Source organism: Stutzerimonas stutzeri, from assembly GCF_024448695.1.
GTDB lineage: Bacteria > Pseudomonadota > Gammaproteobacteria > Pseudomonadales > Pseudomonadaceae > Stutzerimonas > Stutzerimonas stutzeri_T.
The window spans coordinates 20,095-36,386 of the sequence record NZ_JAMOHY010000004.1; the positions used below are offsets into that span (position 1 = coordinate 20,095).

Consider the following 16,292-nt stretch of genomic DNA (forward strand, 5'->3'; position numbering starts at 1 on the left):
TCGCCCGGCTCAAAGGCCCAGGACATCCTCCGGGCGACGGCGGAACCAGCCGGTCAGGGACAGGCGCTCAGCTTCGGTGACCAGTACTTCATGGGGAAAGTCGCCGGACATGAACACCACCAGATTGCCGGCCAGCGGCGCGATATCCCGCGACGAATCATCGGCAAAGTGAATGCGCAGGGCGCCGCCATGCTCGGGCTGCCAGCCCGGGTTGAGATAGAGCACGGCGGTGACGCAGCGGCTGTCGTCATCGCGAAAGCGATCCAGATGGGTCTGGTAGAAGGCGCCGGGCGGATAGAAGGCGAAATGGCACTCGAACTCCTCAAGGCCGAGGAAGAGTTCGCGGTTGAGCGTCTGGCGCAATTCATCCATCAGTTGAAGATAGGCATCGCACACTTCGGACTGCCCCGGCTCCAGCCACTGGATCTGGTCACCGCGAATGCCTTCGCGCACCGCCTGTGCCTCGCCACGACCGACCCCGGCTGGAGCCAGCGCGCCCTCGGCCTCGCGTCTGCGGCACTCGTCAGCCAACTTGTGGGTCACAGCATGGGAAAGAAAGGAACTCTGCAGCGACCAGCCACGCTCGGCCAGGTCATCGATGATGGTTGAGAACTGCAAGAAAGTGACTCCGAAGGGATACCGAAAGAGTCTAGCAGCGCCTCGACAAGCATGCTTCGGGCGCCGAAAATAAACCGCCCGCCAGACAGGAGCTTCCATGCGCGCCCTTATTACCTGTGTATTACTCGCCTTCAGCCTGAACAGCCTGGCCGACATCCACGACGAACTCTACGAAACCGCCGGCTGGACCGAGCAGCGGAGCAACTTCAATGATGCCCTGACTGCCGCCCAGCAGCGCTACAAGAGCAGCCTGCCACCTGCGGTTTATCAGGCACTGGTGACCAACAGCAATAAGCGCTTCGCCGCCGATGCCATGGACCGGCGCGCCAAACAGGCGCTGCGCCAGTCTCTGGATGACCCGCAGCCGGCGCTGGAGTTCTTCCAGACCCCTCTGGGCCACAAGATCGTCGCTGCCGAAACCCTGGCCGCGCGCAAGGAACAGTTGGCCCGCTATGAAAGCGGCCTGCCACGCATGGAAGCCGGCAGCAATCGGCAACTGCTGATTCGTCATCTGGCCCAGGCTCTGCCTGCCGCGCAAGCCGGTGCCGAGGTCAGCCTGGCGCTGGCCGGCGTCGCAGCGGACAGCCTCAGCCAGATGATCCCCGGCCTGCTCGGCGGTACTCAGGCCCAGGGACTGCTGGACACCCAGCGCGAGCGTCTGCAGCAGCAGATCGAGGCTGATCTGGACAACACCCTCCTGTATGTCTATCGCAACCTGTCGGATGTGGAGCTGGACGAGTTTGTCACCTTCGCCCAGTCCCCCGCTGGCAAGAATTACTACCAGGCGGCGCTGGAAACCCTGCGCGCAGGTCTGGCCGTCGGCCTCAGCGGTGCCGATATCCAGACGCAGCAGGGTATCTGAGCCTTTAGCACCGTAAGGCCGAACCCGTTCGGCCTTACGAGCGGGTCATCTCAGACGCTCGCTGAGGAAGTCGAAATACTGCCGGCGCAGTGCTTCACTTTCATTGACCAGATGATGCCGCGCCGCGGGCAAGCGCAGGACCTCCGGCGCAGCGAACTTGCTTTCCAGCACCGGCAGGTTGTGTTTCCAGTCGACGGTCATGTCGGCTTCGCCCTGGACAATGATCGGACTGTGCATGCTTGACGCGGCACCTTCGATGCGTGGTATCCAGCGCGACAGCGCACCCACCCAGGCCGTGGGCAGGATGTTCGCCTGTAACGGGTCGCGACGCTGGACGAAGTCGAGAAAGACCGGATCGCCGGAGTTGTCGGAAAACGTCCGCGGGATCTGCCTGACGAAGCGGCGCATCACTTCATAGCTCAGACGTGATCTGCCCCAGGCACGCGGTCGCACCAGGGGAGCCAGCAGGATACTGCGCCCCAGATTCTGATCCTGCGGCTGGCTCAGCAGATGATCGAGAACGATTGCCGCCCCGGTGCTCTGCCCCAGCAGATGCCAGGGACGCGGTAGATCCAGTTCGGCGGCTTCATGCAACAGGCCCTGCAACACTGCCTGGTATTCATCGAATTCGTTGATGCTGGCGCGCAACCCACTGGACAGCCCGTGCCCTGGCAAGTCACAGGCCAGCACTGCAAACCCCATCTGCAGCCCCCACTCCACCACATGCCGGTACAGCCCCATGTGGTCGTAGTAGCCATGCAGAATCAGCAGGGTGGCCACCGGCTGCTCGGGACGCCAGAGCTGTGCCACCACCTCGTAATCATGCACGCCAAAGCGGCCCAGCCGGGGGTGCACGCTACCCGGACCAGGCATGTCCAGGCCGTAGTAGGACTGGTAGAAAAGCGCGTCCGGGGTGAGGATGGCATCTTCGCCGAGGGGGCTCAGTTGGGCACGCAGTGAGTCGGGATCGATTCGCGAGGGCATAGGGTTTTCTTACGGGGATTGCACGGAATATTCAGCTCTGCGACGCAACATGGCAAGCTGTGACCGTTTCACTACACCCGCGACGAAACGCAGAAGTCTTCCCCCCGGTGAGCACCTTTCATGTCCGTGCGCAGCAAATACCTTGTCATCTGCCTGAGCCTGCTGCTTGGAGCCGGCGCGATGCTATCCGCCTATCAGTGGTTCGAGTCGCGCTACCTGCGGACTTTCGACGGCGAACGCACTGCGCTCTTCAATGGCGAGGCCTTGCAACTGCCCGCCGAGCTTCAGGGTCCGGGGCCCGTACGCTTCGTACATTTTTGGGACCCCGGCTGCCCGTGCAACGTCGGCAACCAGCAGCATCTGCAGGAGCTGCTGGAGCATTTCGACAAACAACCGGTGGAATTCTTCGAAGTCCGCAAACCGGGCAGCAAGGGTCGTCTGCCACCACAACTGGCGGCGCTGCAACCCCTCGCCGGACTGACAGGCACCGAACAACTACCGGCCAGCCCCGCAGTCGGCATCTGGGACAGCAATGGTGAACTGGCCTATATCGGCCCCTACAGCGAGGGTGCGGTGTGCAGCTCGGACAACAGCTTCGTCGAACCCATCCTCGAAGCACTGCTGGCCGGGCGCAAGGTTCTCGCCACCCAATCCCTCGCGGTGGCCTGCTTTTGCGACTGGCAGCCGTAACAGGGAAAACTTGATTATCATCAAATGATAATTGTTACTATTTAGAATAAGGTTGACTCCACGCACCCGGTCTCTCACTGCCGGAACTCATCCTGGGAGTCGTACCATGATTTTCCGCCTTCATCCCCTGGCCCTGGCCTGCCTCGCCGTCAGCGCATCCACCCTCGCCGCTCCGCTGGAATTGCAGGAAACCGTCATCACTGCAAAGGGCTACCAGGCTGCAACCCAGGACATTCCGCAAGCCATCGAGGTGTTACAGGCACAGCCAACCGAAACAGCGGCAGCGGCTGGCAGCCTGTTTCGCGGCAAGCCCGGGCTCGCCGTGCACAGCGACGGCGCCTGGGGGCAGAACCCGGTGCTGCGCGGCATGAAAAAGGAAAGCACCGTGCTGATGGTCGATGGCGTGCGCGTCAACTCGGCACAGCCACAAGGCTCGCTGGCCTCCTTCCTCGATCTCGGCCTGCTGGAACGCGCCGAGGTGGTCAAAGGGCCGAGCTCGGTGCTCTACGGCAGCGGCGCCATGGGCGGCGTGGTCAACCTGATCACACCCGAGGCGCGCTTTACCGAGCAGGCGCAGCAGGGCGGGCGTTTCGGTCTGTCCGCCAGCAGTGTCGATGAAGGCTTCAACGGTGCGGTGCTGCTGCGCGACTCCAGCAGCGATCACGCGTTGGTGCTGGGCGCCGCCGGACGCAAGGTCAACGACTATGACAGCCCCAGTGGTACCGAGGAGCGTACCGGCTACAGCTCCGACAGCCTGCTACTCAAGTACAAGCAGCGCCTGAGCGACGACGTCAATGTCAGCCTCAATATCCAGCGCCACACCGACCGTGACGTCTGGTATCCCGGCTCGACGCGTTCCGCCCCCTCGGCGCTGATCGGCCAAACGACCATCCATTCGCCGGAACAACGCCGTGAGCTCTATCAGCTCGGGCTGGAGAACCGTCTCGGCGAAGGCACGCTGAATACCGAGGTCTATCGCCAGGAGGTCTACCGGGAAATCCGCGCCTACTCCTCAACGCTCGACCGCAACCAGGTACGCAACGATGTCAGCTTTATCACCCACGGGCTGCGCACTTCATATCTGGTACCGATCGGCTCGCATCTGCTAACCGTTGGCGGCGAAGGCTGGAAGATGACCGGCGATCCGGAACGGCACATGCACAACAACCCACCGCTGTTCAACAACGACCAGCGCAACGACCCGTTCAAGGATGGTGAAGTCAACTCTTACGGCCTGTTCGTGCAGGATGAGTTCGAGCTGGGCCGCACCGCCATCGTCGCCGGTGCCCGCCTGGACCGCGTCAGCGGCGACGCCAAGCAGAAGGGCGCCACCCAGACCAGCGGCCTCAGCAGCAGCGACAACAGCCTGTCCTGGTCATTAGGCGCCACCCATCCGCTGACCGATACCCTCAACCTCTACGCCAACGTCGGCCAGGCTTACCGTGCCCCCGACCTGCGCGAACGCTTCGAGGATGCGGCGCGCGGCGACGGCTACTACCACATCGGCAATCCAAAGCTCGACCCCGAGCGCTCCACCAGTTTCGAAGTCGGTCTCAAGGGCCGCGGCAGCGACTTCGATTACCGTCTGGCGGCCTTCCACACCCGCATCGACGACTATATCGCTGGCCGTGTGACCAACGAGCCGCCACAAAGCGGTCTGCCGGTCAAACGTACCGGGAACCTTGACGAGGTGGTGATCTACGGTCTCGAAGGCAGCGCCAGCAAGGCCGTTGGCGCCTTCGTGGTGGATGGCAGCTTCACCTGGCTGCGCGGCGAGAACAAACAGGACGACGAAGCGCTGTACCAGATGCCCGCCCACGAGCTGACACTGGGCATTGGCCAACCCTCCGAGCGCGGCTTCTACTGGCACGCCCAGCTGCGCGCCGTAGCCGAGCAGGACCGTGTCGCCACACGCTTCTCCAACGGCACCGAGGACGAAACGTCCGGCTTTGTCACCGCCGACGCCAGCCTCGGCTGGGGCTTCGGCAAGGTTGGCGTGCTGCAGACAGCCAATCTTGACGCCAAGCTGAGCAACCTCTTCGACAAGACGTACCATGAGCACCTGGCCGACGGCGTCAGTGGCTACGAACTGGAAGCACCAGGCCGTGGCATCACCCTGGCATTGAGTGGGAGTTTCTAAATCATGCATATCGCCATCCGCCTGCTGTTGGCTGTCCTGCTGCTCGCCAGCGGGCCGGTCATGGCGGAGAAACTGCCGCGTCTGATCCTGGCCGGCCCGTCCTCATCGGTGTCCAACCCGCTGATCCACATGGTCGAGTCCGGGGCATTGAATGATCTGGCCGACAAGGTCGAGTTCGTCAGCTGGCGCGATCCGGATCAGTTGCGGCTGATGGCGCTCAACGGCCAGGCCGACGTGCTGGCCATGCCGGTCAACGTCGCCGCCAATCTCTACAACCGGGGCGCCAAGCTGCGCCTGCTCAACGTCTCCACCTGGGGCTTGCTCTGGCTGGTGTCCCGCGATCCCGGCCTGACGACCATAGCCGACCTGCGCGGCAAGGAAATCACCATGCCGTTTCGCGGCGACATGCCGGACATCCTCTTCGGCCTGCTGGCCGAGCGCGCGGGCCTGGATGTGCGCAAGGACCTGCGCCTGCGCTACGTCGCCACGCCCATCGACGCCATGCAGCTACTGCTGATGCGCCGCACCGACCATGCCCTGCTGGCCGAACCGGCCATTTCCATGGCGCTGCGCAAGGCCGACTCGGGACCACTGAGTCTGGTCGCCCCGGAGCTGCACCGCAGCATCGACCTGCAACAGGAATGGGGTCGGCTGCTGCAACGTGAGGCACGCATTCCCCAGGCCGGCATCGCCCTGATGGCCAGCGTGAAGGACAACCCGGTCGTTGCTGCACGTATCGCCGCAGCTTATGCCGACTCCCTGCAATGGTGCGGCGAACAAGCCCAGGCCTGTGGAGAAATGGTGGCCCAACACCTGACCATGCTCAGCGCCGAGGCCATTACCGACTCGCTGGCCGTGGCACAGATGGAGGCCGTCCCCGCCGAGCAGGCACAGGCAGAAGTCGAGTTCTTCTTCGACCAACTGCTGCAGAGAAACCCGGCGCTGATCGGCGGCAAACTGCCCCCGGCAGACTTCTACACCGCTCCGGCAACGCCATGAACCTGCTGCACAGCTGGCTACGTGGCCTGCCGGCCTATCTCTGGAGTGGCTGGGGTGCGCTGGCCAGCCTGTTCCTGTTTCTCACCCTGTGGGAAGCCGGCGCCCTCTACTACGGCGCGCTGGTATTGCCCTCACCGCTGGAAACCTTCGCCCGCCTGCAACAGCTGATCGCCGAAGGCAGCGCCTGGCCGGAACTGCTGACCACCGGCCGCCGCGCCCTGCTCGGCTTTGCACTTTCAGTGGTGGTTGGTAGCACGCTGGGCCTGGCTGCCGGCGTGTCGATGACCGCTTCAATGATGTCGCGGCCCCTGGTCACGGTACTCATGGGCATGCCGCCGATTGCCTGGCTGGTGCTGGCAATGCTCTGGTTTGGCGCCAGCGATGGCACCCCGGTGTTCACCGTGTTTATCGCCAGCTTCCCGCTGATCTTCGTCGGTGCCCTGCAGGGGACACGTACCCTGGACAACCAGCTCAAGGACATGGCCAGGGCCTTTCGCCTGCCGCGGCGGATGCTGTTCTTCGACGTTTACCTGCCCCACGTGGTGTCCTACCTGTTCCCAGCGTGGATCACCGCGCTGGGCATGTCCTGGAAGGTGGTGGTGATGGCCGAGCTGCTGGCAACCCAGGACGGCGTCGGCGCCGCCCTGGCAGTGTCGCGCTCACACCTGGATACCAGCGCCACCATGGCCTGGATCGTCGCTGTGGTGGGCCTGCTGCTGGCGGTGGAATATCTGCTGCTGGAGCCGATCAAGCGCGAAGTGGAACGCTGGCGCGAGGTCTCGACATGAAGCGCCTGGAGATCATCGGCCTGGACCACGCCTTCGGGCGCGACGAGATCCTGCAAGGCATCCGTCTCGACCTGAACGCCGGTGAAGTTGTCGCCCTGGTCGGTCCTTCCGGCTGCGGCAAGACCACCTTGCTGCACCTGTGCGCAGGCTTGCTCGATGTGCAGGAAGGCCGCATCGACAACAGCTTCCAGAACCCCGCCTGCATGTTCCAGCAACCGCGCCTGCTACCGTGGAAAACCACCGTCGACAATATTGCCCTGGGTCTCAAGGCACGCGGCATGCGCGGCAGCGAACGCCTGCGCCAGGCCGAAGCGCTGGCCTTGCGCCTCGGTCTGGCCAGTGGCGATCTGGGCAAATTTCCGCACCAGCTGTCCGGCGGCATGCAGAGTCGGGTCTCGCTGGCCCGAGCGCTGGTGTTACAACCGGATCTGCTGCTGCTCGACGAACCTTTCGCCGCGCTGGATATCGGCCTCAAGGAAGAACTCTACGCGCTGCTCATCACCGAGCAGGCCGCGCGGGGCATGGGCGTACTGATGATTACCCACGATCTGATGGAGGCCGTGCGCCTGGCCGACCGCATCCTGGTGATGGCCGCGGAGCCGGGGCGTATCGTCAGTCATCTGGCGTTGCAACTGCCCGCGCTGCAACGCAGCGATGCCTGGATCTACCAGCACACCGCCGAGTTGCTGCAAATACCTGCCGTGCGCCAGAGCTTCGGCCTGAGCACACGGACATCAATCGGGGCAGACGCCCCAACAGCAATACCCGGCCAATCGTCCATCCACGAGATGGCCGCTATCGCCAGCCCCTTCAAGGTGCGTTCAGGATGCTGACTCCGTCCCTCTCCAATCGCCTCGCCGCCTGGCCACTGTTGCTGTGCAGCTTCCGTCCACTGTTTCTGGTGACGACGCTGCTGGCAATTCTCGGCATCGTGTTGTGGCTGGGCTTTCTCGGTTTCGGCCTGGCGTTGCCGACGGTGCCGGGCGGGCCGCTGGTGTGGCACGCCCATGAACTACTGTTCGGCTTCGGGCTGGCGGCGGTGGCCGGCTTCGTCCTGACCGCTGTGCCGGAATTCACCGCAACCGCCCCCTTTGGCCGGCATGTCGGGCTGGCCTTCGTGCTGCTCTGGCTATTGGCGCGCCTGAGCTTCTGGCTGTCCGGCCTGCTCGGCTCCTGGCCGGCGGCGCTGTGTAATGTCGCCTTCGCCCTGGCCCTGCTGGTGCTGCTGACACCCCGCCTGCTGGGCGATCCGCTGCGACGCCAGTGGGGCTTCTTTGGTGGTCTGAGCGCACTGGCGCTGGTGCTAATCGGCTTCCAGTTCGACGTGCTGCGCGATCTCTATCCGATGCGCTGGCTGCATGCGACAGTCGGCGTGATGATGGTGCTGATCGTTGTGGCCATGAGCCGGATCTCCATGCGCATCGTCAACGACGCCATCCAGGCCCGTCGCGATGCCGGCCACGAAGTGGATGAGGATTATCGTGCCCGCCCACCCCGACGCAATCTGGCGATCTTCTGCATCACGCTGTTCAGCCTTGGCGAATGGCTGGCACTGCCTGGCGCGCTCAATGGCTGGCTGGCGCTGGCCGCAGCGGCTGCCGTATTCAACCTGCTCAATGACTGGCACGTCGGACGTGCCCTGCTGGAGCGCTGGTCGCTGATGCTCTATAGCGTCTATGGGCTGATGGCGCTGGGTTATGCACTGCTTGGCATCGCACAGCTTTCCGGGGATTTTGGCGCCAGCGTCGGGCGCCACCTGCTGACAGTGGGCGCGATGGGCATATCGGTACTCGCGGTGCTGTGTATTGCCGGTCGTACCCATAGCGGCTTCGCGCTGGATCAGCGTCGCTGGGTGCCATTGGCAACCACTCTGCTGGTACTGGCGGCATTGCTGAGGGCAGGCGCTGGACTACCGGGTTTACCGACCCAGGCCATGAACCTGCTGGCGGGCCTCGGCTGGCTGATCGCCTTCGCACTCGCCTGTCGCTACCTGGTGCCGATCTGGCTGAGCCCGCGACCCGATGGCGGGCAGGGCTGTGAAGAGCCGATGAGCGAGCACAGCACAGGGTCTGGCTGTCGGACCTGAAAGTAGAAGGACACAACGATGTGCCCTTCTACTTTCTGTTTTCTGCTTCTACTCAGCTATGCGCTGGCGGCGGCATCATCACTTTTCGCTCAGCGCCCAGGTCGCCATCCATAGCCTGCTGCATCGCACGGATCCGCCGTTTCTCTGCACGACGGCTCAGGTACCAGGCGATGAAGGTGAACAGCGAAATGACCAGCAGGATCAGGCTGGCGACGGCGTTGATCTCGGGTTTCACGCCCAGCCGCACGGCGGAGAAGATCTCCATCGGCAGGGTCGTCGAGCCAGGCCCCGAGACGAAGCTGGCCAGCACCAGGTCGTCCAGCGACAGCGCAAACGAGAGCATGCCGCCGGCGGCCAGCGAGGGCGCGATCATTGGCATGGTGATCACGAAGAACACCTTCCAAGGTCGTGCACCCAGGTCCATCGCCGCTTCCTCGATGGACAGGTCCAGCTCACGCAGACGGGCCATCACCACCACCGCCACGTAGGCCGAGCAGAAGGTGGTATGGGCAATCCAGATGGTCACCAGACCGCGCTGTGCCGGCCAGCCCAGCAGTTGCGCCATGGCCACGAACAGCAGCAGCAACGACAGGCCGGTAATCACCTCGGGCATCACCAGCGGCGCCGTGACCAGTCCGCCGAATAGCGTGCGCCCACGAAACACCGGGATGCGCGTGAGTACGAAGGCGGCCATGGTGCCCAGCGCCACCGCGGCGATGGCGGTGTAGAAGGCCACTTCCAGCGAGCGCATCACCGCGCCCATCAGTTGGCTGTTGTCCAGCAGGCCGATGTACCACTTCAGCGACCAGCCGCCCCACACCGTCACCAGCCGCGAGGCGTTGAACGAGTAGATGACCAGAATCACCATCGGCAGGTAGATGAACAGCAGCCCGAGCACCAGGATCAGGTTGGAAAAGCTCCAGCGCCTCATGGCTTACCCTCCAGGTCCCTGGCTATGCATCTGGGTGAAAAGCCGGTTGAACAGGACAGGCAGCGACTTGGGTAGGTCATAGCTTGCCCTCCAGTTCCTTGGCTTGGTTCCGGTTGAACAGGATGATCGGCACCAGCAGGATTGCGAGCATCACCACCGCCAGCGCCGAGGCCACCGGCCAGTCACGGTTGTTGAAGAATTCCTGCCAAAGCACCTTGCCGATCATCAGTGTCTCGGGGCCACCCAGCAGCTCGGGAATCACGAATTCGCCCACCACCGGGATGAACACCAGCATGCAGCCGGCAATGATGCCGTTCTTCGACAGCGGCACGGTGATCTTCCAGAAACTGGTCAACCGCCGCGCACCCAGGTCGGACGCAGCCTCCAGCAGGCTCAGGTCATGCTTAACCAGGTTGGCGTAGAGCGGCAGGATCATGAACGGCAGGTAGGAATAAACCACGCCGATATACACGGCCAGGTCGGTATTGAGAATCTGCAGCGGTGTATCGATCAGACCCATGCCCAGCAGCAGGCTGTTGAGTAGGCCGTTGCTGCTGAGGATGCCCATCCAGGCATAGACGCGAATCAGGATAGCGGTCCAGGTCGGCATCATGATGAGCAGCAGCAGCACCGTTTGCAGGTCCTTGCGTGCGCGGGCTATCGCATAAGCCATGGGATAGCCGACCAGCAGGCACAGCAGGGTGCTGAAGAAGGCAATCTTCAGCGAACCGGCGTAGGCGGCCAGGTAAAGGTCGTCCTCACTGAGGAAGATGTAATTGCCGAGGTTGATCAGCACCTGCAGCTGCTGATCGGCATAGGCGAAGATGTCTGTGTAAGGCGGAATCGCCACGTCCGCCTCGGCGAAGCTGATTTTCAGCACGATGGCGAACGGCAGCAGGAAAAACAGCATTAGCCACACGAAAGGGACACCGATGACCAGCCGGCGACCCAGGCTCAGGCGCACGCGGTTCATGCCTGCAGCACCACGCCGCTGTCACTGAGCCAGTGCAGGTACACCCGCTCTTCCCAAGTCGGCCATTTCACGTGACGCTCGGCGTTGGCGACGAAGGCCTGCAGCAGCATCCCCGACTCCAGCTTGATGTAATACACCGAATGCCCGCCGAGGTAGGCGATGTCATGCACGACGCCTTCGCACCAGTTGTAGTCGGCCAGTTCCAGTTCAGGCTTGTCGATGCTCATCAGCAGCTTTTCCGGACGCAGGGCGAAGGTCACTCGCTTGTCCTGGGCGCGGGTGCTGATGCCGTGCCCGACGTAGATCGGGCGTTCCAGCTGCGGACAGGCGATCACCGCGTGGTCTTCAAGGTCTTCGACCAGCTCGCCGTCGAACAGGTTGACGTTACCGATGAATTCACAAACCAGCCGGCTGGCCGGGGTTTCGTAGATGTCCATCGGGCTGCCGACCTGGGCGATCCAGCCCAGATGCATGATGGCGATGCGCTCGGCCATGGTCATGGCCTCTTCCTGGTCATGGGTGACCATCACGCAGGTCACGCCGACGCGCTCGATGATCTGTACCAGTTCCAACTGCATCCGCGAGCGCAGCTTCTTGTCCAGCGCACCCATAGGCTCATCAAGCAGCAGCAACTTGGGCCTTTTCGCCAGCGAACGCGCCAGGGCCACGCGCTGGCGCTGGCCACCAGACAGCTGATGCGGTTTACGCTTGGCGTACTGGGTCATCTGCACCAACCCAAGCATTTCATTAACGCGCTCGTCGATCTCCGCCTTCGATAGACGATCCTGCTTGAGACCGAAAGCAATGTTCTGCTCCACGCTCATGTGCGGGAACAGCGCATAGGACTGGAACATCATGTTGATAGGCCGCTCGTAGGGCGGCATGTCGGTGATGTCCTGGCCATCGAGGAAGATGCGCCCCTCGCTGGGCCGCTCAAAACCGGCGAGCATGCGCAGCAGCGTGGACTTGCCCGAGCCCGAGCCACCCAGCAGGGCGAAGATTTCGCCCTGGTGAATACTCAGCGAAACATCATCGACCGCTACCGTTTCGTCGAATTTCTTCGTGACGCGGTCGATCTTCAGCAGCACCTGCTTGTTCTGGCTCTCACCGGTGAGGGCCTTTTTGTAGGCGCTGGAGGCAACGGCCATGCGCGAACTCCCGATTGAAAATAAATGAGCCCGGACGGCGCCGGTTCTATCGTTTTGAAAAGACCGGGCGGCGCCCGGCCACTGTCATCACTGACCGGACTTGAGCTTGGTCCAGGCGCGTGTCATCAACCGCTGTATTTTCGGCGACAGTTCGTTGTTGACGAACAGACGATCGAGCACGTTCTGCGGGGGATAAATCGACTGATCCTGGCGCACGTCTGGGTCCATCAGCTCGCCGGCTTTCAGGTTGGGGTTGGCATAGCCGACGTAATCGCTGACCGAGGCGATGACCTCGGGCCGGAGCAGAAAATCGATAAAGGCGTGAGCCTGATCGGCATTGCGTGCATCGGCAGGAATGGCCAGCATGTCGAACCAGAGGTTGCCACCTTCCTTGGGAATGGCATACGCGATATCGATGCCCTTGCCGGCTTCATCGGCACGGGCCGCGGCCTGGAAGATGTCGCCGGAAAAGCCAGCGGCAATGCAGATGTTGCCGTTGGCCAGGTCGGATACATACTTGGAAGAATGAAAATAACGCACGTAAGGGCGAACTTCCTGCAGTTTGGCTGCAGCCTTGGCGTAGTCCTCAGGGTCTTCGCTATTGGGATCCAGCCCCAGGTAGTTGAGTACCGCCGGGATCATTTCATCGGCTGAATCGAGAAAGGCGATGCCACACCCGGCAAGCTTCTTGGCGTTTTCCGGCTCGAAGATCACCGCCCAGGAATCGACCTTCTCGATACCCAGCGCCGTGGTCACCATCTCGACGTTGTAGCCAATGCCATTGGTGCCCCACAGATACGGCACGGCATAGGCATTACCGGGATCATTCTTTTGTAACTGCTTGAGCAGCGCCGGGTCGAGGTTGTCCCAGTTCGACAGCTTGCTGCGGTCCAGCTGCTGGAAGGCGCCGGCGCGGATCTGCTTGCCAAGGAAGTGGTTGGACGGCACCACCACGTCATAACCGCTGCGACCTGCGAGCAGCTTGGCCTCGAGGGTTTCATTGGCGTCGAAGACATCGTAGACGGGCTTGATGCCGGTCTCTTTCTCGAACGCCTCAAGCGTGGTTTCGCCAATGTAATCCGACCAGTTGTAGATGTGCACACTGGCGGCCTGTGCAGATGCGGCACCGCTGATGGCAGCAGCGGCGATAAGAAACGACTTCAGCGTGGAACGCATGGAATTGTCCTCTTGTTACAGGCCGCGCGTGCAAAGCGGACGAAAGGCGGGCTATTTAGTGGAAAAACCTCGGGAAATCAACTGGCTGACACAAAAAAGCGATGCATCATCGACCCACGAGCGCTCCCCCTGAGCAGCAGAGAAGCAGCGGTCTGCCGGCTCGCACAGATCACCGACCTGCACGAGCCGGGCGAGGTATCAGCGACCAGACTTGATCTTGGTCCAGCTGCGGGTCATGGTCCGCTGGGTTTTCGCGTCCAGATCGGTGAAGGTGTAGAGCTTCTGCAGCACATCCTGGCTTGGGTAGACGCCCGGATCGGTGCGAATCGCCTCGTCCACCAGAGGCGTGGCGGCGGCGTTGGCGCTCGGGAACTGCACGTAGTTGACGATCGGCGCCATGACTTCCGGCTTCATCAGGTAGTCGAGGAATACGTGAGCACTTTCAACGTTCCGGGCATCCGCCGGGATCGCCAGCATGTCGAAGAAGCTGCCGGCACCTTCCTTGGGAATGTTGTAGCTGACGTTGACGCCGTTCTGGGCGTCCTCGGCGCGCGACTTGGCCTGGTAGATATCACCCGAGTAACCGATGGCTACACAGATGTTGCCGTTGGCCAGGTCGGAGATGTACTTGGAGGAATGGAAATAGGCTGTGTGCGGGCGAATCTGCAGGAACAGCTCCTCGGCTTTTTTCAGCTCGTCGGCCTTGCTGCTATCCGGGGCGTAACCCAGGTAATGCAGGGCTGCCGGCAGCATTTCAGTGGGCGAGTCGAGGAAGGCGACCCCGCAGGATTTAAGCTTTTCCATGTTTTCCGGCTTGAACACCAGATCCCAGGAATTGACTGGCGCGTTCTCACCCAACGCAGCCTTGACCTTCTCGGCGTTGTAACCAATGCCGATGGTGCCCCACATGTAGGGGACCGAATACTGGTTGTCCGGATCGCTCGGCTGCAATGCCTTGAGCAGATCCTTGTCGAGGTTTTCCCAGTTCGACAACTTGCTGCGGTCCAGTTTCTGGAACACACCAGCCTTGATCTGCTTGGCCAGGAAAGGGTTGGATGGCACTACCACGTCATAGCCCGAGCTGCCGGCCAGCAGCTTGGCTTCCAGCACTTCGTTGCTGTCGAAAACGTCGTAGACCACCTTGATGCCGGTTTCTTGAGTGAAGTTGCTCAGGGTGTCTTCGGCAATGTAGTCGGACCAGTTGAATACGTGCAGCACCTTCTCCTGGGCCTGTGCAGCACCGGCTACCGCGCCGGCCAGCGTCATCGCTAAGAGGGTCTTGGCAAAGGGTTTCATCCGTGTTGCTCCTGTTGTAATCGTTTGTTGTTTGGCTGCCAATTTGGCACAGGTCAGCAGAAGGCCAAGCGCATCGCTAGCCTCGGCATACCCGAACAGTGAACAGGCTGTGCCGGCATCGACACAATCTCGGGAGGCCAGGCAAAAGCACGCGCGCAGTCTGGCAAGGTCAATGACGGTTTTTCAATAACCCGAGCGCAGTTCTCATGCATTCGTAACGATAGTAGCTCCTCAGCCAAGCGCTTCCCTGGCGGTTGCATCCAGGCAAAGCCGGGCCTTGTCGATCAGTTCGTCTATCTGCTCCTCATTTATCACCAGCGGCGGCGAGATGATCATGGTATCGCCCACCGCGCGCATCACCAGGCCGTTGCGGAAGCAGTGCTCACGACAGAGCATGCCGACACCCGACGCGGCAAAGCGCTCACGGGTTTTCTTGTTCTTCACCAGCTCCAGCGCACCGAGCATGCCAACGCCACGCGCCTCACCCACCAGCGGATGCTCGGCCAGCTCCCGCCAGCGAGATTGCAAATAGGGTGCCGTTTTCGCCTTGACCTGCTCGACGATTCTTTCCTCGCGCAGGATGCGGATGTTCTCCAGCGCCACCGCTGCCGCCACCGGGTGCCCCGAGTAGGTGAAGCCGTGATAGAACTCGCCACCCTCGTTGAGGGTCTGCACCACTTTGTCGCGTACCACCACGCCACCCATGGGGATGTAGCCCGACGTCAGGCCTTTGGCGATGGGCATCAGATCCGGTTCGAGGCCGTAATAATCGCTGCCGAACCATTCGCCGGTACGGCCAAAGCCGCAGATCACCTCATCCGCAACCAGCAGGATGTCGTAACGCGCAAGGATCTCCTTGATCTTCGGCCAGTAACTGTCCGGCGGAATGATCACGCCGCCGGCGCCCTGGATCGGCTCGGCGATGAAGGCGGCGACCCGGTCTTCACCCACTTCACGAATCTTCTGTTCCAGTTGCTCGGCAACCCGCACGCCGAATTCCTCCGGCTCCAGCTCGCCGCCTTCGCCGTACCAGTACGGCTGGTCGATATGCTCGATACCTGGAATTGGCCCGTCGCCCTGATCGTGCATGGCCTTCATACCGCCGAGGCTGGCGCCAGCGATGGTCGAGCCGTGATAGCCGTTCCAGCGACCGATGACCACCTTCTTCGCCGGCTGCCCCTTGATCGCCCAGTAATGGCGCACCATACGCAGTACGGTGTCATTGGCCTCCGAGCCGGAACCGGTAAAGAACACGTGGTTCATTCCCTCCGGGGCGATATCGGCAATTGCCTTGGCCAGGGCGATTGCCGGCGGATGCGCGGTCTGGAAGAACAGGTTGTAGTAGGGCAGTTCGCGCATCTGCCGGGTCGCCGCCTCGACCAACTCCTCACGCCCGTAACCGAGGTTGACGCACCAGAGCCCGGCCATGGCATCCAGAATCCTGTGGCCTTCGCTGTCCTGCAGATAAACGCCTTCGGCACGCGTGATCACCCGCGTGCCCTTGGCATTGAGCGCCTTGTAATCGGTGAACGGCGGCAGGTGATGGTCGCGGCTCAAGGCTTGCCATTGCAGGGTTTGCGAATCGCTCATCAGTCACCTCT

At 62.2% G+C, this 16,292-nt stretch carries 15 protein-coding genes; 7 read left to right on the top strand and 8 right to left on the bottom strand.

Features of this window, described 5'->3' with window-relative positions; all coding sequences use genetic code 11:
* Positions 1-9 precede the first annotated feature (9 nt).
* The gene (locus tag NAV32_RS05275; RefSeq protein WP_256051753.1) at positions 10-618 is read right to left on the bottom strand and encodes a 2OG-Fe(II) oxygenase; all 609 of its coding nucleotides are present in this window, start codon (positions 616-618) and stop codon (positions 10-12) included.
* Between the two features lie 97 nt (positions 619-715).
* Here NAV32_RS05275 and NAV32_RS05280 point away from each other — a divergent pair, with 97 nt between their 5' ends.
* Positions 716-1,480: a DUF2059 domain-containing protein gene (locus NAV32_RS05280; RefSeq protein ID WP_256051754.1), complete on the top strand. Its 765-nt coding sequence runs from the start codon at positions 716-718 to the stop codon at positions 1,478-1,480.
* 45 nt (positions 1,481-1,525) lie between these two features.
* Here NAV32_RS05280 and NAV32_RS05285 read toward each other — a convergent pair whose 3' ends face one another.
* Positions 1,526-2,464 carry an alpha/beta hydrolase gene (locus tag NAV32_RS05285; RefSeq protein WP_256051755.1) on the bottom strand — a complete coding sequence of 313 codons (939 nt, stop codon included), beginning with the start codon at positions 2,462-2,464 and terminating at the stop codon, positions 1,526-1,528.
* A 120-nt stretch (positions 2,465-2,584) separates the two neighbouring features.
* On the opposite strand from NAV32_RS05285, the gene NAV32_RS05290 reads away from it, so the two are divergent.
* The 6 genes from NAV32_RS05290 (at position 2,585) to NAV32_RS05315 (ending at position 9,167) form a co-directional block, all read left to right on the top strand.
* Positions 2,585-3,154: a DUF6436 domain-containing protein gene (locus NAV32_RS05290; RefSeq protein WP_256051756.1), complete on the top strand. Its 570-nt coding sequence runs from the start codon at positions 2,585-2,587 to the stop codon at positions 3,152-3,154.
* Positions 3,155-3,260: 106 nt separating this feature from the next.
* Positions 3,261-5,294: a TonB-dependent receptor plug domain-containing protein gene (locus NAV32_RS05295; RefSeq protein WP_256051757.1), complete on the top strand. Its 2,034-nt coding sequence runs from the start codon at positions 3,261-3,263 to the stop codon at positions 5,292-5,294.
* Positions 5,295-5,297: 3 nt separating this feature from the next.
* Complete coding sequence (locus NAV32_RS05300) at positions 5,298-6,293, top strand: ABC transporter substrate-binding protein (RefSeq protein WP_272890171.1); 996 nt, start codon at positions 5,298-5,300, stop codon at positions 6,291-6,293.
* Entirely contained in the window at positions 6,290-7,081 is a 792-nt protein-coding gene (locus NAV32_RS05305; protein ID WP_256051758.1) for an ABC transporter permease, read from the top strand. The genes NAV32_RS05300 and NAV32_RS05305 overlap by 4 nt, the downstream gene beginning before the upstream one ends.
* Positions 7,078-7,914 carry an ABC transporter ATP-binding protein gene (locus NAV32_RS05310; RefSeq protein ID WP_256051759.1) on the top strand — a complete coding sequence of 279 codons (837 nt, stop codon included), beginning with the start codon at positions 7,078-7,080 and terminating at the stop codon, positions 7,912-7,914. The genes NAV32_RS05305 and NAV32_RS05310 overlap by 4 nt, the downstream gene beginning before the upstream one ends.
* On the top strand, positions 7,908-9,167 hold the full coding sequence (locus tag NAV32_RS05315; RefSeq protein ID WP_423836415.1) for an NnrS family protein: 1,260 nt from the start codon (positions 7,908-7,910) through the stop codon (positions 9,165-9,167). Before NAV32_RS05310 ends, NAV32_RS05315 begins: the two co-directional genes overlap by 7 nt.
* A gap of 52 nt (positions 9,168-9,219) precedes the next feature.
* On the opposite strand, the gene NAV32_RS05320 is transcribed toward NAV32_RS05315, so the two are convergent.
* The 6 genes from NAV32_RS05320 to NAV32_RS05345 all read right to left on the bottom strand — a co-directional run bounded on the left by NAV32_RS05320 (position 9,220) and on the right by NAV32_RS05345 (position 16,281).
* Positions 9,220-10,098, bottom strand: coding sequence for an ABC transporter permease subunit (locus NAV32_RS05320; protein WP_256051760.1), 879 nt, complete (start codon positions 10,096-10,098; stop codon positions 9,220-9,222).
* A 76-nt stretch (positions 10,099-10,174) separates the two neighbouring features.
* Positions 10,175-11,071 carry an ABC transporter permease subunit gene (locus tag NAV32_RS05325; RefSeq protein WP_256051761.1) on the bottom strand — a complete coding sequence of 299 codons (897 nt, stop codon included), beginning with the start codon at positions 11,069-11,071 and terminating at the stop codon, positions 10,175-10,177.
* A complete protein-coding gene (potA, locus tag NAV32_RS05330) occupies positions 11,068-12,219 on the bottom strand; it encodes a polyamine ABC transporter ATP-binding protein (RefSeq protein ID WP_256051762.1) in 1,152 nt (383 codons plus the stop codon). Before potA ends, NAV32_RS05325 begins: the two co-directional genes overlap by 4 nt.
* An 87-nt stretch (positions 12,220-12,306) precedes the next feature.
* Positions 12,307-13,395 carry a polyamine ABC transporter substrate-binding protein gene (locus NAV32_RS05335; RefSeq protein ID WP_256051763.1) on the bottom strand — a complete coding sequence of 363 codons (1,089 nt, stop codon included), beginning with the start codon at positions 13,393-13,395 and terminating at the stop codon, positions 12,307-12,309.
* Positions 13,396-13,593: 198 nt separating this feature from the next.
* The gene (locus NAV32_RS05340) at positions 13,594-14,691 is read right to left on the bottom strand and encodes a polyamine ABC transporter substrate-binding protein (RefSeq protein WP_256051764.1); all 1,098 of its coding nucleotides are present in this window, start codon (positions 14,689-14,691) and stop codon (positions 13,594-13,596) included.
* 231 nt (positions 14,692-14,922) lie between these two features.
* Positions 14,923-16,281, bottom strand: a complete 1,359-nt coding sequence (locus NAV32_RS05345) for an aspartate aminotransferase family protein (protein WP_256051765.1) — start codon at positions 16,279-16,281, stop codon at positions 14,923-14,925.
* Positions 16,282-16,292 lie beyond the last annotated feature (11 nt).